The organism is Streptomyces sp. NPDC059037, from assembly GCF_042740015.1.
GTDB lineage: Bacteria > Actinomycetota > Actinomycetes > Streptomycetales > Streptomycetaceae > Streptomyces.
Map to the genome: position 1 here is coordinate 22,080 of NZ_JBHYIG010000001.1, position 20,008 is coordinate 42,087.

Annotated in this window: 15 protein-coding genes and 1 tRNA gene; 7 read left to right on the plus strand and 9 right to left on the minus strand. The window is 70.4% G+C overall.

Annotated elements, in window-relative coordinates; all coding sequences use genetic code 11:
• Positions 1-5: 5 nt before the first annotated feature.
• The gene (locus tag ACFWY6_RS00135) at positions 6-1,340 is read right to left on the minus strand and encodes a DUF2254 domain-containing protein (protein WP_384684222.1); all 1,335 of its coding nucleotides are present in this window, start codon (positions 1,338-1,340) and stop codon (positions 6-8) included.
• Positions 1,341-1,480: 140 nt separating this feature from the next.
• Between ACFWY6_RS00135 and ACFWY6_RS00140 the strand changes: the two genes are divergently transcribed.
• The 3 genes from ACFWY6_RS00140 to ACFWY6_RS00150 all read left to right on the plus strand — a co-directional run bounded on the left by ACFWY6_RS00140 (position 1,481) and on the right by ACFWY6_RS00150 (position 4,568).
• A tRNA-Leu gene (locus ACFWY6_RS00140) sits at positions 1,481-1,565 on the plus strand.
• On the plus strand, positions 1,539-3,155 hold the full coding sequence (locus ACFWY6_RS00145; RefSeq protein WP_384684225.1) for a family 43 glycosylhydrolase: 1,617 nt from the start codon (positions 1,539-1,541) through the stop codon (positions 3,153-3,155). Before ACFWY6_RS00140 ends, ACFWY6_RS00145 begins: the two co-directional genes overlap by 27 nt.
• A gap of 27 nt (positions 3,156-3,182) precedes the next feature.
• The gene (locus ACFWY6_RS00150) at positions 3,183-4,568 is read left to right on the plus strand and encodes an ABC transporter substrate-binding protein (RefSeq protein WP_384684228.1); all 1,386 of its coding nucleotides are present in this window, start codon (positions 3,183-3,185) and stop codon (positions 4,566-4,568) included.
• 13 nt (positions 4,569-4,581) lie between these two features.
• On the opposite strand, the gene ACFWY6_RS00155 is transcribed toward ACFWY6_RS00150, so the two are convergent.
• The 3 genes from ACFWY6_RS00155 to ACFWY6_RS00165 are packed head-to-tail and all read right to left on the minus strand — an operon-like array spanning position 4,582 to position 9,475.
• A complete protein-coding gene (locus ACFWY6_RS00155; protein WP_384684231.1) occupies positions 4,582-6,297 on the minus strand; it encodes an ABC transporter ATP-binding protein in 1,716 nt (571 codons plus the stop codon).
• Complete coding sequence (locus ACFWY6_RS00160; RefSeq protein WP_384684234.1) at positions 6,294-8,081, minus strand: ABC transporter ATP-binding protein; 1,788 nt, start codon at positions 8,079-8,081, stop codon at positions 6,294-6,296. Before ACFWY6_RS00160 ends, ACFWY6_RS00155 begins: the two co-directional genes overlap by 4 nt.
• On the minus strand, positions 8,078-9,475 hold the full coding sequence (locus tag ACFWY6_RS00165) for an MFS transporter (protein WP_384684236.1): 1,398 nt from the start codon (positions 9,473-9,475) through the stop codon (positions 8,078-8,080). Before ACFWY6_RS00165 ends, ACFWY6_RS00160 begins: the two co-directional genes overlap by 4 nt.
• A 239-nt stretch (positions 9,476-9,714) precedes the next feature.
• On the opposite strand from ACFWY6_RS00165, the gene ACFWY6_RS00170 reads away from it, so the two are divergent.
• Entirely contained in the window at positions 9,715-10,407 is a 693-nt protein-coding gene (locus ACFWY6_RS00170; protein WP_384684239.1) for a TetR/AcrR family transcriptional regulator, read from the plus strand.
• A gap of 40 nt (positions 10,408-10,447) precedes the next feature.
• Here ACFWY6_RS00170 and ACFWY6_RS00175 read toward each other — a convergent pair whose 3' ends face one another.
• From ACFWY6_RS00175 to ACFWY6_RS00185, 3 genes are all read right to left on the minus strand, one after another.
• Positions 10,448-11,158 carry a hypothetical protein gene (locus ACFWY6_RS00175; RefSeq protein ID WP_384684242.1) on the minus strand — a complete coding sequence of 237 codons (711 nt, stop codon included), beginning with the start codon at positions 11,156-11,158 and terminating at the stop codon, positions 10,448-10,450.
• Positions 11,158-11,691 carry a SigE family RNA polymerase sigma factor gene (locus ACFWY6_RS00180; RefSeq protein WP_384684245.1) on the minus strand — a complete coding sequence of 178 codons (534 nt, stop codon included), beginning with the start codon at positions 11,689-11,691 and terminating at the stop codon, positions 11,158-11,160. The genes ACFWY6_RS00175 and ACFWY6_RS00180 overlap by 1 nt, the downstream gene beginning before the upstream one ends.
• A 92-nt stretch (positions 11,692-11,783) precedes the next feature.
• Positions 11,784-12,791: a LacI family DNA-binding transcriptional regulator gene (locus ACFWY6_RS00185; RefSeq protein WP_384684248.1), complete on the minus strand. Its 1,008-nt coding sequence runs from the start codon at positions 12,789-12,791 to the stop codon at positions 11,784-11,786.
• 243 nt (positions 12,792-13,034) lie between these two features.
• Here ACFWY6_RS00185 and ACFWY6_RS00190 point away from each other — a divergent pair, with 243 nt between their 5' ends.
• The 3 genes from ACFWY6_RS00190 to ACFWY6_RS00200 all read left to right on the plus strand — a co-directional run bounded on the left by ACFWY6_RS00190 (position 13,035) and on the right by ACFWY6_RS00200 (position 17,485).
• A complete protein-coding gene (locus ACFWY6_RS00190; protein WP_384684251.1) occupies positions 13,035-15,551 on the plus strand; it encodes an alpha-L-arabinofuranosidase C-terminal domain-containing protein in 2,517 nt (838 codons plus the stop codon).
• Positions 15,552-15,609: 58 nt separating this feature from the next.
• On the plus strand, positions 15,610-16,107 hold the full coding sequence (locus ACFWY6_RS00195; protein WP_384684254.1) for a peptidylprolyl isomerase: 498 nt from the start codon (positions 15,610-15,612) through the stop codon (positions 16,105-16,107).
• Positions 16,108-16,279: 172 nt separating this feature from the next.
• The gene (locus ACFWY6_RS00200; RefSeq protein WP_384684256.1) at positions 16,280-17,485 is read left to right on the plus strand and encodes a pyridoxal phosphate-dependent aminotransferase; all 1,206 of its coding nucleotides are present in this window, start codon (positions 16,280-16,282) and stop codon (positions 17,483-17,485) included.
• Positions 17,486-17,491: 6 nt separating this feature from the next.
• On the opposite strand, the gene ACFWY6_RS00205 is transcribed toward ACFWY6_RS00200, so the two are convergent.
• Both ACFWY6_RS00205 and ACFWY6_RS00210 read right to left on the minus strand, forming a co-directional pair.
• Entirely contained in the window at positions 17,492-18,547 is a 1,056-nt protein-coding gene (locus tag ACFWY6_RS00205) for a family 43 glycosylhydrolase (RefSeq protein ID WP_384684259.1), read from the minus strand.
• Positions 18,548-18,578: 31 nt separating this feature from the next.
• Positions 18,579-19,901, minus strand: coding sequence for an MFS transporter (locus ACFWY6_RS00210; protein ID WP_384684262.1), 1,323 nt, complete (start codon positions 19,899-19,901; stop codon positions 18,579-18,581).
• Between the last annotated feature and the right edge of the window lie 107 nt (positions 19,902-20,008).

Sequence of the window (20,008 nt, forward strand, 5' to 3'; positions counted from 1 at the left end):
GTCGGCTAGCCGATTCCCTGCCGGTCGGGGAGCAGGGCGAACGCGCGGTCCGCCGACTCCGGGACCGTGCGGTCCACGGCCTGCGTGAGCAGCTCGCGGTGGCGAAGGAGCGGCTCGCGGCGCTCCTGGGGCGCAAGGCGCAGAAGATCGTCGAGGCCGGCCAGCATGCGCCGGGTGACCTGCGGATTGCCGATCGCGCAGCCACGGATCTCGGCGAACCCGAGGTCCACCAGAGCGGTCCAGTCCGGCACCGGCTGGACAAGGCGCACCGCCCCGCGCCGGTCACGGTGGCGCAGGGCGCCCAGCGGGTACCGGGCCACCGACGCGAGGAACTGGATGATGCGGTCGAGGGCCTGCACGGCGGTGGTCGGATCGTTCACCGCGGGCGACAGTGCCCGCAGCGCGATGTCGGCGAGCTGGCGAAGCCCGAAGCCGAGGTCCTGGTGGAAGGTGCGCTCCACGCCCACCGAGACGGTGTACCGCAGCGCACGCGGGGAGGGCGCCGCCCCGCCGTGGACCGTGAACACCGGGGTCCCCGGCACCATGAAGTCGCCGATGCGCGGGACGAGCCGCAGCACGACGCCCTGCCGTCGCGCCGCCCGCACGACCCGGGCGATGTTCACGTCCCGCAGCACCCCGGCCCGCCCGCGGTGGGTGATCCGCGCGGTCTCCGGGCCGAGGCGTTCGTTGTCCACCGCGCCCTCGGTCGGATGCTTCACCGCCACCCGGAACGACTCCCGGGCGATCCGGTCGATCACGAAGCTGATCCGCATCATGCGGAGCGTCCCGTTCACGTAGGCGATGAACAGCAGAAGGCTCAGCAGCACCATCACCATCGCCAGGACGGACTCGATCAGCGGGACGGTCGTCAGCTTCCGTGGATCGGTCTCGCTGTCGAACGACGTCAGCGTCATCAGGGAGAACAGGAACGTCGCCAGGAAGACGGTCAGCGTGATCTTGGTGATCCGCGACCTGACGTAAAGCCGCACCACGCGCGGGCTGAACTGCCCGCTCGCCATCTGCACGGCCACCAGCGAGATGCTGAAGACGACACCGATGAACGTCATCATCGCCGAGCCGATGGTGCTGATCACCGCCTTCGCGTCCTCGGCGATCGACATCAGGGACTCGACGGTTTCGTAGTCCTCGGCGTCCTTCGCCGCCGTCACGATGTGGGTGTCCAGCTCAGCCGCGACCCACCACAGCACCATGGCGCCCACCAGGCCGGCGGTCGGCGCGAACCACATGGTGTCCCGCAGATGCTCGCGCAACGGGGACAGCAGCCGGGGCCGCCGAACCTTCACGTCACCCAGCACGCCAGTAATCATCCCGTCACTCATGGTGAGACTGTAGATGCGGCGGAACGGGGCGCCGGGCATCCGCCCGCCGACCGGCGGATACGCAGGTGAAAGGCACTCCGAAAGCTTGGTATTGTTGTCCATGTCGCCGCGGGGAACACCCCGCGAACGGCAAACACCTAGTCCGGGTGGCGGAATGGCAGACGCGCTAGCTTGAGGTGCTAGTGCCCTTTATCGGGCGTGGGGGTTCAAGTCCCCCCTCGGACACACAGCAGTACAGCATCCGGTGCTGGCCGACTCTCGGCCGGCACCGTTTGTCGTTGGCGGCAGCCGTCGCCGGGCCGCGGCCCGGGGCGGCGGCCGGGATGTCGGCCCGCCCCCGCCGCCGCGCCCCCCCGGCCGGGCGCCCGGCCCCGCGACGACTTCTACCTCACCGCGTCCAGCTTCGGACGCGCCCCGGGGCTGCCTCTCCTGCACTCCCGCGACCTGGTGAACTGGAGCCTGATCGGGCACGCCCTCGAGCGCCTTGAACCGGCGGAGGCGTTCGCCGCGCCGCGGCACGACCGCGGGGTGTGGGCGCCGTCGATCCGGCACCACGACGGGCGGTTCTGGATCTTCTGGGGAGACCCCGACCACGGCGTGTTCCAGGTCAACTCCCCTGATATACGCGGCCCTTGGAGCACCCCGCATCTCGTCAAGGCGGGCAAGGGACTCATCGACGCCTGCCCGCTCTGGGACGAGGAGCGCGGAGAGGCGTATCTCGTGCACGCCTGGGCCAAGTCGCGCTCCGGCATCAAGAATCGCCTCACCGGTCACCGCATGAGCCCCGACGGCCGCGAACTCCTCGACGAGGGGCGGGTGTTGGTCGACGCGGACCACATCCCCGGCTGGTTCACGCTGGAGGGGCCCAAGCTGTACCGCCACGACGGCTGGTTCTGGATCCTCGCCCCGGCCGGCGGGGTGGCGACCGGCTGGCAGGGCGCCTTCCGCTCCCGGACCTTCCACGGCCCCTACGAAGAGCGGATCGTCCTGGAGCAGGGCGACACCCCCGTCAACGGCCCCCACCAGGGCGGCTGGGTGAGCACGCCGTCCGGCGACGACTGGTTTCTGCACTTCCAGCAGCGCGGTGCGTACGGCCGGGTCGTCCACCTGCAGCCGCTGCGATGGGGCGCGGACGGCTGGCCGGTGATCGGGACCGACGGCGCCCCCGTCGACGTACACAAGAAGCCCGACCTGCCCCCGCAGCCGGTGTCCGCGCCCGTCATCGACGACGACTTCCCCGGCGGACGCCACGGCCGCCAGTGGCAGTGGTCGGCCAACCCCGTTGACGGCTGGGCGACTTCGCATGCCGCGGACGGTCTGCGGCTGGCCTGCGTACGGTCCGCGGACGCCCACGACCTGCGCCGCCTGCCCCACGTCCTGACGCAGCGCATTCCGCTCGCGCCGTGCACCGTCGAGGTCGGGCTGCGGCTCGACGGCACGGCGGCCGACGCCAGGGCCGGTCTTGCCGTCCTCGGCGACGCGTTCAGCTGGATCGGCCTCGAACGCGACGGTGCCGGGGCGGTCCGTCTCGTCCACCGGTTCGCCGAGTCCGTCGCCGAGCGGGAGCGCGACGCCGAGCGTCCGCGCCCTGCCCCCGACGGCACCGCGCGGCTGCGCATCTCCATCGCTGACGGCGCACGCTGCCGCTTCTCCGCCGACACCGGCGACGGCTTCCGCCTTTCGGGCCAGATCTTCGCCGCGACGCCGTGGCGGTGGGTCGGCGCACTGCTCGGCCTGTTCGCCACGGCCCCGGCCGGCCGCGGCGGGGCCGGGACCGCCTTGTTCACCCGCTTCCGGATCACCTCACCTCAATGACGAGAGCCGACAGTGAAGAGAGCCGACATGGACATCAGCATCCCCAGCAACAGAAACAGCAACAGCAACAGCAATAGAAGCCGCAGAAGCAGAAGCCGTCGCGCCGTCGCCGCCGTCGCCCTCACCGCCGCGCTCACGCTGACCGCCACCGCCTGCGGTGACGACGGCGGCGGAGCCGGCGGTGACAAGGGCCAAGAAGGCTCGGGGAAGGGCGAGATCACCTTCTGGGACAACAACGGCGGTGTCCGCACCGACATCTGGAAGGAGATCATCAAGGACTTCGAGGCCAAGAACCCGGACATCCACGTCAAGTACGTGCCGATCCCCGCCGAGAGCGTCCAGTCCAAGTACGACACCGCCATCCAGGGCGGCGGCCTGCCCGACGTCGGCGGCGTCGGTGCCGCGATGCTCGCCGGGATCTCCGCGCAGAACGCCCTGGAGCCGCTGGACGAGCGGCTCAGCGGCAGTTCCCTGGACGGCAGGCTGAACCCGGGCATGGTCGACAGCGTCCGCGCGGCGGGCGGCGGCAAACGGCTCTTCACGGTGCCGACGTCGGCGAGCAACGGCGTGCTGTACTACCGCACCGACCTCTTCAAGGCGGCAGGTCTGGAAGCCCCCACCACCTGGGGCAAGTTCTACGAGGCGGCCGAGAAGCTCACCGCCAAGGGCGAGAACAGGTTCGGGTACACCATGCGCGGCGGTGAGGGTTCCATCGCGCAGGCGCTCGACGCGGCCTACGGCCAGTCCGGCATCGGCTCGTTCTGGGACGGCGACAAGACCACCGTCAACGACCCCGAGAACGTGGCGGCGTTGAAGAAGTACGTCGCGCTCTACAAGAACAACACCCCCGCGGCCGACGTCAACAACGACTTCAAGAAGATGAACGCCCAGTGGGACACGGGCCGGATCGGCATGCTCAGCCACAACCTCGGCTCCTACACGGACCATGTGAAAGCGCTCGGCGAGGGCAAGTTCCGCGGACTGCCCAACCCGACGACCGACCAGGGCATACGCGTCCAGGTGTCCAACCCGGTCGACGGGCTCGGCCTGTTCAGGTCCAGCAAGAAGAAGGCGGCCGCCTGGAAGTTCATCGAGTTCGCGGCCTCGCACGAGGCCAACAGCAAGTGGAACAGGTCGGCGGGCGCCATCCCCGCCAACACCGCGGCCTCCAAGGACGCCTGGGTGAACGAGGCCGAGCCCACGAAGCTGGCCGCGGCCGCGCTCAACGACGGCTCCCTGAAGATCGTGCAGCTGCCCTACCATCTGCCGGACTGGAACACCATCAGCAAGGCGGACAACGAGCCGAACTACCAGAAGGTCCTGCTCGGCAAGATGTCCGCGAAGGACTTCCTCGACACCCTCGCCGAGCAGCTCAACGAGGCTCAGGCCGAGTGGAACGAACAGAACAAGTGACGGCGCGCCCGGCTCATTCCATCGCCGCCGGCGCCAGGGAGATGTTCCAGAAGTCGGCGTAGCGGCCGCCGCGGCCGAGCAGTTCGTCGTGGGTGCCTTCCTCCACGACGCGCCCGTCGTCCAGGAAGACGACACGGTCGGCGCGTTGGACGGTCCGCATCCGGTGCGCGACCATCACCACCGTGCGGCCCGCCATCAGGCGTTCGATGCCGTCGTGGACGGCCGCTTCGTTGACCGGGTCCAGTGCGGAGGTCACCTCGTCGAGGAGCACGATGGGCGCGTTCTTCAGCAGTGCTCGGGCGATCGAGACACGCTGGCGTTCACCGCCCGACAGGAGTGCGCCGCCCTCGCCGACGTTCGCCGCCCAGCCGCCGGGCAGGCGGTCGATCACCTCGTCGAGGCGTGCCGCGGTGGCGGCGGCCCGGACGTCGGCCTCGTCGGCGTCGGGCCGTCCCAGGCGTACGTTCTCCTCGATCGTGCCGTCGAAGAGATAGACGTCCTGGAAGACGACGGCGAACTGCGCCATCAGTACCTCCGTGTCGATGGTGCGCACGTCCGCGCCTCCCACGCGCACCGCGCCCGCGTCCACGTCGTAGAACCGCGCGAGCAGGTGCAGCAGGGTGCTCTTGCCCGCGCCCGAGGGTCCGACCACGGCAAGTCGCTGTCCCTGGGGCACGGTCAGCGACGCCCCGTCGAAGACCGTGCGCTCGCCGTGCCGGAAGCTGACGGTCACGAACTCCAGGCTGTGGCCCGCCGGTTGGACCGGTTCGGCGGGCTCCGGCAGCGGCTCGGTTCCGAAGACCGTGTCGAGTTTCACCAGTACGGAACGCGCGCCGCGGAGTTTGCCGCCGATGTCCGTCAGGGAGAGGAGGGGATCCGCGCAGCGGGCGGCGAGGACCAGGATCGTCAGGATTTCGGGCACGCCGGTGTCCCCGTCGAGCGCGAGGTAGGCGGCGAGGACCAGCAGGCCGGTGAACATCGCCTGCACCGTGAGCGTCAGGCCCACCGCGCCGGGCAGCGCCGCCAGTGTGGAGCGGCGCGATGCGCGCTCGACGTCCTGGAGGGAGTCGTCGAGGAGACGGAAGCGTTCGGCCGTGCGGCCCCCGGCCCGCAGCACCGGCTGGACCTGGAGATACTCGATGACCCGCCCGGTGGCCTCCTCGTCGCGTTCGGCGCGCTCGACGTCGCCCGCGGCCGTCGAGCGTCCCGTCCAGAGCTGGATCGCCGCCACGACCGGTACGGCGGCCAACGCGGCAAGGCCCATCTGCCAGTTGAAGGCCAGCATCACGACGACGATCGTCAGGGGGGTCACGCTCGCGGAGATGAACGGTGCGAGCAGATGCGCGATCACGGCCATCGCCTGCAGGACGCCGCGACTGGCCAGGACCGACACCTCCCCGAGGCGGCCCGCGCCGTACCAGCCGATGGGAAGTCGGGCCAGATGGTCGCCGAGCCGGTGGTACATGCCGCGCAGCAGCGTGGTCCCGACGTGGAAACCGGACAGATCGCTGAGGTAGCGCAGCACGCCGTAGAGGGCGATCGCGACCCCGAACGCGGTCAGCCAGGGCCAGGCGTCGTCGGGCGTGCTGCCGAACAGGGCGCGCAGCACGGGGACCAGGAGTGCGTACGACAGGCCCTCGGCGACGGCGGTCGCGGTCATCAGGGCCACGGTGCGGCGGACCGGCCGGGCGTACTCGCGTCCCAGGACGCGCAGGAGCATGCGGATCATCGGGGTTCGTCTCCTTGCGGTACGCCGGCGAGGGCTTCGGTCCCGTCGGCGACGGCCGATCGGTGGGTCTGCCAGAAGTCGGCGAACTGCCCGCCGCACGCCAGTAGTTCGGCGGGCCTGCCGCGCTCGACGATCTCCCCGTCGGCCAGCATCACGACGGTGTCGGCGTCCCTGATGGTCTCCAGGCGGTGGGCGATGACCAGGATGGTCCGCTCGCCCTCAAGCGCCGCCAGGGCCTGGCGCATCGCGCGTTCGGTCTGCGGGTCGGCGAAGGCGGTCGCCTCGTCCAGCACGAGAACGGGCGTGTAGGCGAGCAGGGCACGTGCGAGCGAGATCCGCTGTGCCTCGCCGCCCGAAAGGCCGGCGTCCTCGCCGATCACCGACTCGTATCCGCGGGGCAGTTCGAGAATCCTGTCGTGGATGTTGGCGAGGCGGGCGGCGCGCACCACGTCCTCGTGGTCGGCGTGCGGTACGGCGAGGGCGATGTTGTCGGCGATCGACGCGCGCAGCAGGCGTACGTCCTGGAAGACGAAGGAGACCGTCCGGTAGAGCTCCCGGCTGCCGAGCTCGCGCAGATCGACGCCGCCGACGGCGACCGAGCCGTGGGTCGGGTCGAAGAACCGCGGCAGCAGCTGGACCAGCGTGGACTTGCCGCTGCCCGACGGGCCGACGACCGCGGTGACCGTCCCGGGTTCAAGCACCAGGTCGATCCCGCGCAGCACCTCGCGGTCGGCTTCGTAGCCGAATCGGACGTCACGCAGTTCCACACGGTGTCCCCGCGGTGCGACCGGCCGCGCGGGCTCCGGCAGTGAAGGCACCGCGAGGACGTCCCTGATCCGGCCCACGGCGCGCCGGGCGGCCTGGATCTCGTCGAAGCCGTGGCCGAGGGCCGCCACCGGGGCGGTCAGGCCGAGGCCGAGCAGCAGGAAGGGCAGCAGGTCGGCCGGGGGAAGGTCCCCGTCGGTGATCAGCGTCGCGCCGCCGATCAGGACGACGAGCAGGACGAACGGCGGCGAGAGCACCAGCTGCATCCCCGCGGCGATCCGCGAGATGCCGTGCACCCAGCGGTTGAACGTACCGACGAAATCGTCCGTGGCCGTGCGGAACGTGCGGTGGGCGCGCCCCGATCCGCCGAACGCCTTGACCACCGAGATGCCCCGGACGAACTCGACGACGGAGCTGGAGATCCGGCCCATGGCCGCGTCGAACTCCTCCTGCTCGCGCAGCCGCCTCGGCGTCATCATCAGGGGAACCAGCGCCACGGCGAGCACCACCGGTATCAGCGTGATCAGGGTGAGCCGCCAGTCGACGGTGAACAGATAGACCAGCGACACCAGCGGCACCACGAACGCGGAGACGAGCTCGCCGGGTGTGTGGGCGATGAACGGGTGCACGGCGCTGACGTCCTCGCCGACCACCTTGGCGAGCTCGCCGGTGCGGCGCCGCGAGAACCAGCCGATCGGTACGCGTCCCAGGCGCGCGGCCAGTTGGCGGCGGAACGTCAGTTGCACCTGGCCGTCGACGACATGCCCGATCCCGGACGACGCGGCTGTGAACACCAGCCGGACGAACAGACCGGCCGCGCCCGCGATGACGACGGTCCAGACATGACCGCGGTCGACCGGCCCTTGCGACAACAAGGTGCGCCCCAGTTCGACGACCGCGAGGAGCGGCGCCAGGCCCGCGACGGCGCCGATGACCTGGAGGATCACCACGGCGGCGAAACTCCGGGCGTGCGGGCGAAGGAGCCCCGACAGGTTCTGTCCCTCTCCGACGGTGCTCATCGTCCTCCTGTCTTGATCAGGCGGTCATCGGTCTCGGCGACGCGTGCCGGTGGGACGGTGCGGGGCAGGACGGTCAGGGCCATGAGCACGACTCCGGCCAGGAGCGCGGCGCCGAGGGTCAGGCCGAGCGCGTATCCGTCGTTGAGCGTCTGGGGTGTGGTGGTCGCGCCGGTGCGGTCGTGCGCCGCGGCGCCGAGGGCGGCGAGCCCGAGCGAAGCGCCGATCTGGCGTGCGCTGTTGAGCAGCCCCGACGCGGTTCCGGCCTCGTGGGGCGCGACACCGGCGGTGGCGAGGGAGACGGCCGGTCCGAGGCAGAGCCCGAAGCCCACGCCGGAGACGATCGAGGGCCCCAGGACATCAGTGAGGAAGGCACCGTCAGGGCTGATCAGCCCGAACCAGGCGAGCCCGCTCGCGGTCAGCAGACCGCCGACGACGAGCAGGGTGCGGGGAGCGAGACGGTAGCCGAGTTTCACGGCGAGCACGGATCCGGCGATCACTCCGAGGGCCAGCGGCAGGAACATGACGCCGGTCGCCGCCGGGCCCCTGCCGAGGACTTGCTGGACGTAGAGGGACAAGAAGTAGAAGGACGAGGCCATGGCCGCGCCGATCAGCAGGGTGCAGGCGTTCGCGCCGGCGACCGAGCGGTTGGCGAACAGGCCGAGCCGGACGAGCGGTTCGCGGGTGGTGGTCCGCTCGACGTGGAGGAACGCGGCGAGCAGTGCGGCGGCGGCCGCCAGCGTGGTCAGGGTGACCGACGAGGTCCACGCGTACCGATCGGTGCGGACGACGCCGAACACAAGGAGCGTCATGCCCGCCGTGACCAGGACGCCGCCGAGCACGTCCGGACGCCCTCCGCGCGCGGCCGGCTCTCCCGCGGCGACGCCCCGCCAGGCCACGGCCAGCGCGCCCGCGGCCATCGGTACGTTCACGAACATGACCCAGCGCCAGTCGGCGTACTCGGTGAGCAGGCCGCCGATCAGGACACCGAGGGCGGCCCCGGCGGCGTTCATCGCACTCCATACCCCGAAGGCCCGGATGCGGGCCCGGCCCGCGGGGAACGTCGAGGTCAGCAGGGACAGCGCGGCCGGAGCCAGCGCGGCGGCCCCGATGCCCTGCGCGGCCCGGGCGGCGACGAGCTGGCCGGGCTCCTGCGCGAAGCCCCCGGCGAGCGAGGCGAGGCCGAAGAGGCCAAGACCGAGCAGCAGGACCCGCTTGTTGCCGTACCGGTCGGCGGCCTTGCCGCCCAGCAGGAGCAGCCCGCCGAAGGTGAGGGCGTAGGCGTGGATCACCCAGGTCAGGCCCGTCGCACTGAAGCCGAGGCCTGCGGCGATCTGCGGGAGTCCCAGGTTCACGACCGACAGGTCGAGGGACACCATGAACTGCACGACGGCCACGGCGGCGAGCGTCAGCCCTGGTCCGGAACCTGAACTCCCTGTCGTTCTCGCTCTGTTCGTCATCAAGGACCCCGTTTCTCGACACTGCTGTCGGCACTGCTCTCCGACTTTCCGAACGCGTTCCGAAAGTAGCATCGAGGGTGCCCTCTGTCGACCTTGAAAGGGCTTGAAAGGGCTTGAAAGCGGTGGGACCCGCACCGGCCGCGCGACGGAAGGCGGCGGGACGGCATGATGGGGCCATGCCCGCATCGCCCCTATCGCCGCGCTCTCCCGCACCACAGGGCCGCACCGGCCGCCCGCCCTTGACGTCCCGTCCGCAGATCCTGACGGCAGCCCGGGAGCTGATCGACCGGGACGGCTGGGAGAAGCTGACCATCCGCCGGCTCGCCGCCGAGCTGGGCATCGGGGCGACGACCCTGTACCACCACATCCAGAGCAAGGACGATCTCCTGCTCCTGCTGCTCAATCACCACGTCGCCCGGATCGAGCGCCCCCAACTGCCCGGCGACCCACGGGAGCGCATCGTCGTGGCCGCCACCGCGCTGCACGACGCGCTCGCCGCCTGGCCATGGGCCGCGGAGGTCCTGTCGGCCGACGGTTTCGTCGGCCTGCTCGACGAATCGGCGATGTGGATGGTCGAAGCCATCGTGGCCGGGGCCGAGGACCACGGATGCACGCCCGAGCAGAGCGTCGACGTCTTCCGCAGCCTCTGGTACTACACCGTCGGCGAGGTCCTCGTCCGCGCCCACTCCGCCCGCCGGCATGCCGCCGGCCATCCCTTCGCCTACCGCGACGACCTGGACCCGTCCCAGGTGCCCCGCCTGGCCGCCATCGGCGTGCGATGGGCCGCGCTTGCCGCACGGGACATCTACCCCCAGGGGCTCCGCGCGTTCGTCGACGGGCTGCTCGCGGAGGTCACGCCGACGGCGTGACAGCGGCCGTGCGCGGAAGGTCCGCCGCGGCCCACGTGGCCTAGGAGGTGCGGGCGAAGTCGCCCCGCACCGCGGCCTTCCGGCCCGACGCGGTCGCCTCCGCCGCGTAGGTGTCGTCGCCCGCGTCCCTGCCGCCCTCGGCGTGGTTGTACTGCCCCGCGAAGACATGCTTCCCCGCCGGGACCGTCCGGCCCGCCTTCAGCGTCCAGCGGTAGACAAGATCACCGCCCGCCTCGCGTACGGAGACGGTGAAGTCGCCGGCGGGCAGGGAGCGCCAATTGCCCGTGTCGGCGACGCCGCCGGTCTGCGCGACGCGCAGTTCGACGGTGAGCGCGGTGAGCGGATTCCCGGTCTTGAAGGTCAGGGTGCTCTGCGCCCAGAAGTCGTTGCTCTTCGGGTCGATGGAGCCGTCGCTCCACAGGAAGCCGTCCTCGACGCCCTTGGCGTCGGGGGCCAACGGCTGTGTGGCGGCCGGGGGTTCGGCGGCGGCAGGTGTGCCGACGGTGCGGGGCGGCTCATCGCCATGGACCACGGAGGCGACGGCGTAACCGCCGAGCGCGAGGACTCCTGCCACGGCGGCCGTCGCGCCCGCGATGCGCAGCCAGGGAGCGGGGCGCAGGGGCCTGCCGCGGGACGAGGCGCCCGGGGCTGCGTCGCGTTCCATGCCGCGCTCGACCCGGGCGAGCATCCGCTCCCGGTCGGGGCGGTGCTCGGCCGCGGCATCGCGCAGCTGTTTGCGTACGTCGTCCATCACTGCCTCCCTCCCACGAGCTCTGCCGCGGCGCGGTCGCCCAGGAGCCGTTGCAGCTCCGCCATTCCCTTGGACGTCTGGCTCTTCACCGTACCGACCGATATGCCGAGGGTGCGGGCGGTGTCCTTCTCCGACAGGTCGAAGGCGTGCCGCAGGACCACACAGGCCCGCTTGCGGAACGGCAGCGTACGCAGCGCCTCCTGGACATCGACGACCGCCGGTACGTCGGGGTCGTCCACGCCCTCCGAGCGCTGCCCCCAGAAGAGAGCCACTCTGCGGCGCTCCCGGACGGCGCTGCGGATGCGGCTGCGCGCCATGTTGGCGACGACACCGCGGGCGTACGCGGCCGGGTGGTCGGCGGCCCGCACCCGGTCCCAGCGGTGCCAGAGCGCGACCAGGGCGTCCGCCGCCAGATCGTCCGCGGCGTCCTTCTCGCCGGTCAACAGGTGGGCGAGGCGGGCGAGTTCGGCGTAGTGCCGCTCGAAGAAGTCATGGAACTCCGCGGCGGCTGCGTCGTCGACGGCTGTCCCCACGGGTGACCTCTCTCTGTCCTTGCGCGCGGTGCGCGAGCATAGCAACGCCTGTACGAGAGGTCGAACAACGTCCGTAATCCCAGTCAGACTCCTCAGCCCTTTGCGGGGCCCGAGCTCGCGCGGACCGTCAACTCCGGGGTGAGCAGGGAGACTTCGTCGACGGCCTGGCCCCGCAGTTTGGCGACGACACGCTCCACCGCCTCGCGCCCCATCTCCTGAGCCGGGATACCGACGGAGGTGAGGCGCACCGAGGCCTGGGTGGCGACCTGGTCAGGGCAGACAGCGATGACGGAGACGTCTTCGGGGATGGCGCGGCCCTGCCGGCGCAGCAGGCTCAGGAGGGGTTCCACCGCCGGCTCGTTCTGCACGACGAAGCCCGTGGTGCCGGGGCGTTCGTCGAAGATCCTGGCGAGGGTCGCGGCCAGTGCGTCGTACGTCCCGTCGCAGGGCCGGTGCAGCACCCGCACGCCGAGCTCCCGGGCCCGCGCGCGCAGCCCGTCCAGGGTCCGCTCGGCGAAGCCGGTGTGCCGCTCGTACACCGCGGGCGCCTCGCCGATCACGGCGATCTCCCGGTGTCCGAGCCCGGCGAGGTGCTCCACGCACTGCGCGCCGGTCGCCACGAAGTCGAGGTCGACGCAGGTCAGGCCGGTGGGGTCGGCGGGCACGCCGATGAGCACGGCGGGCCGGTCGGCCTCGCGGATCAGCGGAAGGCGCTCGTCGTGCAGCTCCACGTCCATGAGGATCATCGCGTCGGCGAGCGCGCTGGCCTCGATGCGGCGGACCGCACCGGGCCCCTCCTCGCCGGTCAGGAGCAGCACGTCGTACCCGTGGGTGCGCGCGGTGGTGGCGACGGCGACGGCGATCTCCATCATCACCGGTACGTACATGTCGGTGCGCAGCGGCACCATCAGCGCGATGATGTTGGTCCTGCTGCTGGCCAGGGCGCGGGCGCCGGCGTTCGGGTGGTAGCCGAGCTCCCGGATGGACCGTTCGACGCGGGCCTTGGTGGGGGCGGATATGGGCCGCTTGCCGCTGAGTACGTAGCTCACCGTGCTGGCCGAGACTCCGGCATGCTGGGCGACCTCGGCGAGGTTGACCATTCGGCTCTCCTGGGCGTTGGCGGGGGGGTTGGCGAAGCGCTTCGACGCGGGGTCGCTCCGACCCTAGAGGGAGACCGGCGGCGAAGTCCCCTCAATCTCCCGGAAGTTGTTCGGCATCACGAACCCCGGGGCACACATCGGCCACTTCTTGCGCAATGCGTTGACGCACCGCTCCTCGCTGCCTAAGTTTCCGTTCGGCCTACTGATCGACGTTCGAGATATCGCACAGAGACTGGGGTACGCATGGCACGCAGACGATGGAGGATCGGGCTCACCCTGGGAGCCCTGCTCGCCGGAACGCTCGCCGCGGGACCCACCACCGCGGCCGAACCCACCGACTACACGATCGACGTCGACCCGACCCGCACCGGCGCGAAGATCGACGACTCGATGTACGGCGTCTTCTACGAGGACATCAACCGCGCGGCGGACGGCGGCCTCTACGCCGAGCTGATCCAGAACCGCTCCTTCGAGTACAGCACCGCCGACAACGCGTCCTACAAGCCGCTCACTTCGTGGGACACATCCGGTTCCGGCTCCGCCGAGGTGGTGAACGACGACGGCCGCCTCAACGCCCGCAACCGCAACTACCTCTCCCTGGACGGCGGTTCGTCCGTCACCAACTCCGGCTACAACACCGGCATCGCGGTCACCAAGGGCAAGCGCTACGACTTCTCCGTCTGGGCCCGCACCGGCGGGACGGACAGCGCGCCGCTCGCCCTCACCCTGCGCGACGCCTCCGGCGACCTCGCCCCGGCCCGCCGGGTCACCGCGCGCGGCGGCTGGGCGAAGTACGAGGCCGTGTTCACCGCCGGCCGCACCTCCGCCACCGGGCGCCTCACCGTCGCATCGGGCGCACCCGTCGCCCTCGACGAGATCTCCCTCTTCCCGCGCGACACCTACAAGGGCCGCCCGAACGGCCTGCGCAAGGAGCTCGCCCAGAAGATCGCCGACCTGAACCCCGGCTTCCTGCGCTTCCCCGGCGGCTGCCTGGTCAACACCGGCTCCCATGAGGCGTACGACGAGCGGTCCGGCTGGCAGCGCAAGCGCTCCTACCAGTGGAAGGACACCATCGGCCCGGTCGAGCGGCGCGCCACGAACGCCAACTTCTGGGGCTACAACCAGAGTTACGGCCTCGGCTACTACGAGTACTTCCAGTTCGCCGAGGACACCGGCGCCATGCCGCTGCCCGTGGTGCCCGCCCTGGTGACCGGCTGCGGCCAGAACAAGGCCACCGACGACCCGGCGCTGCTCAAACGGCACATCCAGGACACCCTGGACCTCATCGAGTTCGCCAACGGCCCGGCGACCAGCGAGTGGGGCAAGCAGCGGGCGGCGATGGGCCACCCGAAGCCCTTCCGCCTGACCCACCTCGAAGTCGGCAACGAGGAGAACCTCCCGGAGGAGTTCTTCGCCCGCTTCAAGGAGTTCCGCGCGGCCATCGAGGCGAAGTACCCGGACGTCACGGTCATCTCCAACTCCGGCCCCGACGACAGCGGTTCGACCTTCGACAAGGCCTGGCAGCTCAACCGTGACGCGGACGTCGCGATGGTCGACGAGCACTACTACAACAGCCCGCAGTGGTTCCTGGAGAACAACGACCGCTACGACTCCTACGACCGCCAGGGCCCGAAGGTGTTCCTCGGCGAGTACGCGTCGCAGGGCAACAAATTCTCCAACGCCCTGTCCGAAGCGGCGTACATGACCGGCCTTGAACGCAATGCCGACATCGTCGAGCTCGCCTCGTACGCCCCGCTGCTCGCCAACGAGGACTACGTGCAGTGGAAGCCGAACATGATCTGGTTCGACAACGACCAGTCTTGGGGCTCGGCCAACTACGAGACGCAGAAGCTCTTCATGCGCAACGCCGGCGACGAGGTCGTACCGTCCAAGGCCTCCGCGACCCCCGCCACGTCGGGGCCCATCACCGGCGCCGTCGGCCTGTCCACCTGGGCGACCAGCGCGGCGTACGACGATGTGCTGGTCACCGGCGAGGACGGCGGCACGCTCCTCTCCGACGACTTCTCCGCCGGTGACGGCCGGTGGACCAGGGCCGCGGACAAGGGCAGCTGGGCGGTCCGGGACGGTGCGTACGTCCAGTCCGCCGAGGACGTCGAGAACACCCTGGTCACGGCGGGCGACAAGGGCTGGCAGAACTACGACCTGAACGTGAAGGCCACCAAGAAGTCCGGCAAGGAGGGCTTCATGGTCGCCTTCGGCGTCAAGGACACCGGCAACCACTACTGGTGGAACCTGGGCGGCTGGAACAACACGCGGTCGGCCGTCGAGAAGACCGTCGACGGCGCGAAGCAGACCATGGTCCAGGACACCACGACCATCGAGACGGGCCGCAGCTACGACCTCCGCGTGGAGGTGCGCGGCCGCCAGGTGACGCTCTACCTCGACGGCAAGAAGTGGGGCTCCTTCACCGACGACAAGCCCGCCGAGCCGTTCCGCCAGGTCGTCACCCGCGACAAGGCCAGGGGTGACGTCATCCTCAAGGTCGTCAATGCTCAGGGTTCAGATGCCCGCACCAAGATCGATCTCGGCTCGGGCGCACGGGTCGCACCGAGTGCGAAGGTGACGACCCTCGCCGCCGACCCGGCCGCCGAGAACACCAAGGACGCGACCCCCGTGCGACCGGTGGAATCGACGTTCGAAGGGGTGTCCGACGCCTTCTCGTACACCTTCCCGGCGAACTCGATCACCTTCATGAGGATCAAGATCGACGACATCATGCCTGGTCACCGGGGTCGCTGAGGGCTCTTCGGGGGGTTCGGTTGGCGGGTGGGGACAGGGCAATGACAGGATGAGGCGCATGACCATCCAGGCTTATTTCGACATCACCATCAATGACCAGCCCGAGGGCCGGATCACGTTCAACCTGTTCGACGACGTCGTGCCGAAGACCGCGGAGAACTTCCGCGCGCTCTGCACCGGCGAGAAGGGCTTCGGCTACGCCGGCTCGAGCTTCCACCGCGTCATCCCGGAGTTCATGCTCCAGGGCGGCGACTTCACCGCCGGGAACGGCACGGGCGGCAAGAGCATCTACGGCGAGAAGTTCCCCGACGAGAACTTCACGCTCAAGCACACCAAGCCGGGTCAGCTCTCGATGGCCAACGCGGGCCCGAACACCAACGGCTCGCAGTTCTTCATCACCACGATCGTCACGAGCTGGCTGGACAACAAGCACGTGGTGTTCGGCGAGGTCGCCGACGAGGAGAGCATGGCCCTCGTCAAGAAGATCGAGGCCCTCGGCTCGCAGTCCGGCGCCACCAAGGCCAAGATCACCATCTCGGCCGCCGGCGCCCTCTAAGCACCTGGCATGAGCCCCCGCCTCGCGAGGCGGGGGCTCACCCATGTCCACCAGGCGGCGACCGCGCCCCTCAAGCCCCACCGGTTGAGCAAGCCCCGGCCCGTGTCCGTATGTAGGGGAGACAGCACTTCCCCCCCATCCGGAGCATCCGGCGCACCCGAAGGCAACCTCCATGGCAGACGCGGGCACCGTCACCGCCCTCTTCCGCGCGTCCACCGCGCACAGCCCCTCGTACTCCACGCTGAGCCGGGCGGCGGAGGGCGGGCGGCCGCTCATCGACTTCTGCATCCCGTGCAATCCGTACTTCCCCACGCCCGAGATGTTCGACGAGCTCGGCGGCCGCCTCCGGGACATCCTCACCTATTACCCGAGCAGCGCGGACACCGTGACCGCCGAGCTGAGCGCGGTGCTCGGGCTCAATCCGCAGACCGTCGCGATGGGCAACGGATCCACCGAACTCATCACCTGGATCGACCACTTGCTGGTCCGTGACGCGCTGGCCGTGCCGGTGCCGACGTTCGGCCGGTGGACCGATCAGCCGATGGAGACCGGCAAGCGGGTCGACATGTTCCCGCTGCCGCAGACCGCCGGATTCGCCCTGGACCCGGCGGCCTTCGTCGACTTCGTACGCGCCCGCGGCTCCCGCACGGCCGTCATCTGCAACCCCAACAACCCGGACGGCGGCCTGCTGCCGCGCCACTCGGTGCTCGCGCTGCTCGACGCGCTGCAGGACCTGGACCTGGTGGTCGTGGACGAGTCGTTCCTGGAGTTCGCCGACGCCGAACCGCAGCCGACCGTGGTGGACGAGGCGGTGCTTCGCCCCAATGTGATCGTGCTGCGCAGCCTCGGCAAGAACTTCGGGCTGCACGGCGTGCGCTTCGGCTATCTCGTCGCCAACCCGGGCCTGGCCGCCAAGGTGCGCGCCGCGCTGCCGAAGTGGAACCTCAACTCCTTCGCGGAGACCGTGGTGTTCATGCTGAAGCAGCACCGCCACGCCTACGACCTGAGCCTGCGTCAGGTGCGCCGGGACCGCCAGGAGATGATCTGGCACCTGGCCCGCCTGCCCGGCCTCGTCACCTATCCCTCGCACGGCAATTTCGTGTACGTCCGGCTCCCCGACGGCGTCGACGGGGCCGAACTGCGGGACCGGCTCCTGGAGGAGCACGGCATCCTGATCCGCGAGTGCGGCAACAAGATCGGCAGCTCAAGTCGCTTTCTGCGTCTGGTGGTCCGCCCGTCGGCCGATGTGCAGCGGCTGCTCGGCGCTCTCGAACAGACGCTGCCGTCGGGTGCGGGGGGCGGACTGCCCGTCCCCTACACCTCCGGGACTTACACCTCCGGGACCGCCGCCGTGGACCGCCTTGTGATGCGGGCCTGAGTTCCCCTACCGGGCGTCGGGCACGGGGACCCCGAAGTCCGGCGTGCCGTCGGCCTTCCAGCCGAGCTGCTGGATGCGGGTGTGGCGGTTGGGGTCGTTCAGGGGGTCGCCCTCGATCTCCTTGTACTGGCGTGCGTGGTAGACGAGGACGTCGGTGCGGCCGTCCTCGGCGACGGTGAAGCAGTTGTGGCCGGGACCGTACTGGCCGGTCGTGTCGTTGCTGGTGAAGACCGGGGCGGGCGACTTGGACCAGGATGCGGGGTCCATGAGGTCGCTCGTGTCGTCGGCGGTGAGCAGACCGACGCAGTAGTTGAAGTCGGTGGCGGAGGCCGAGTAGGTGAGGAAGACCCGGCCGTTGCGCTGGAGGACGTAGGGCCCCTCATTCACCTTGAAGCCGACGCACTCCCAGTCGTACTCCGGTGTGGTCAGCCGGATCTGAGGTCCCGTCAAGGTCCAGGGGTTGGCCATCCGGGACAGGAAGACACCGGTGTTGTTGTCCTGTCCGGGCTCGTGCTGCGCCCAGGCGAGGTAGCGGCCGCCCCGGTGTGTGAAGGTGGTGGCGTCCAGGGAGAAGGTGTCCCAGGCGGTGGCGATCTGCCCCTTCTCGGTCCAACTGCCCTTGAACGGATCGGCGTTGGTGTTCTCCAGGACCCAGATGCGGATCTTCCACACGTCGTCGGCGGGGGCCGCGGCGAAATAGACGTACCAGGCGCCGTCGACGCGGTGGAGCTCCGGGGCCCAGATGTGCGCGGCCATGTCGCCGCTGGTGTGCCGCCGCCAGATGACGGACTCGCCGGCCTGCGTGAGGCCCCGCAGGGTGCGCGAGCGGCGCAGCACGATGCGGTCGTACTCGGGTGCGGTGGCCGTGAAGTAGTAGTGGCCGTCGGTGTGCCGGTGGATGTGCGGGTCGGCGCGCTGTTCGACGAGCGGATTGCGGTAGGCGCGCGGCCCCGACGCGGCGTGGGCCGGGCCCTGGGCGAGGCCCTGCGCGGCGATGGCGGCGCCGGTGGCGAGGGTCCCTCGCAGCACACCCCTGCGGCTGGGCAGATCACTGCGGCTCATGCGACTCCTTCGGTACGGGAACGGATTCGGGCTACGAGGTGAGCTTCTCGGCGGCCGTCGGCAGCCCCACCGAGGCCGTGGCGGGCGGCGGCGTGCCAGTGCTCAGGGCGCGTCGCAGCAGCGGCACGGCGAGCAGGCCGAGCACCGCCACCGCGAGGAGGAAGAGCAGGCCGGTCAGGGCGCTGCCGGTGGAGTCGACGACCGCGGCGATGCCGAGCGGCCCGAAGCCGCCGCCGAGGTTGCCGACCGCGTTGACGGCTGCGATGCCGGCGGCCGCCGCGGCTCCGGTGAGGAAGCGCGGGATCAGCGCCCAGAAGGCGGGCTGTGCCGCGTATCCGCCGACGGCGGCCGCGCACAGGCCGAGCATCTGCACGACGGGCGAGCCGAAGAGCGCGGTGACGGTGAACCCCGCGACGGTCAGGGCGAGCATCGCCGCGGTCCAGAGGTAGGGGGTGTCCCGGCGGGCCACCAGGCGCGGCACGATCACCAGGCCCGCGGCGACGCACACGTACGGAATCGCGGAGACGAAGCCGACCTCGGTGCTCGTCAGGTCGCCGAAGCCGTCGATGATCGTGGGCAGCCAGAAGGACAGACCGTAGGTGGAGAGCGGGAAGGCCAGGAAGAAGACGGCCGCGGTCAGGACGCGGCGGTCGCGCAGGACCCCGAGGGCGTGCCGCGGCTGCTCGCCCGCGTCGGCCCGCTCGGCGGCCAGGGCGTCGGTGAGCCACCGCCGCTCGTCCGGCGCCAGCCAGCCCGCGTCCTCGGGTCCGGCGGGAAGGCGCAGCAGGACGACGGGGGCGACGAGCACGGCCGGGATGCCGGTGGCGAGGAACACCCACTGCCAGCCGGTCAGACCCCACGTCCCGTCGAGGTCCATGAGGACGCCCATCAGCGGATTGCCGACGATGAACGAGACCGGCGCGGCGAGCATGAACGCGCCGATGGCGCGGCCGCGATGACTGCCGGGGAACCAGCGGGAGAGGTAGTAGAGCACTCCGGGGAAGAACCCGGCCTCGGCGGCACCGAGCGCGAACCGGGCGAGATAGAACTGCCAGGTGCTGTGCACGAGGGTCGTGGCGATCGTGACCAGGCCCCAGGTCAGCAGGATCCGCGCGATCCAGCGGTGCGCGCCGACCCGGTGGAGCAGCAGATTGCTGGGCACCTCGAACAGGGCGTACGCGGTGAAGAAGAAGACCTGCCCGAGGGTGAACGCGGTGGCACTGACGCCCAGTTCGGCCTGGAGCTCCAGTTTCGCGAAGCCCACGTTCGAGCGGTCGATGTAGGCGATCACATACAGCAGGCCGAGAAACGGCAACAGCCGCCATGCCGCCTTGCGCAGCACCCTGCTCTCCATCAACGGGCCTCCCCACACGCGACGTTCGATATTTCGTACGTCATCTGTAATCTCGAACGCGGAAACGGTAAGGGCGTGTTACGGCGGGGTCAACGGTGCTGACGAGG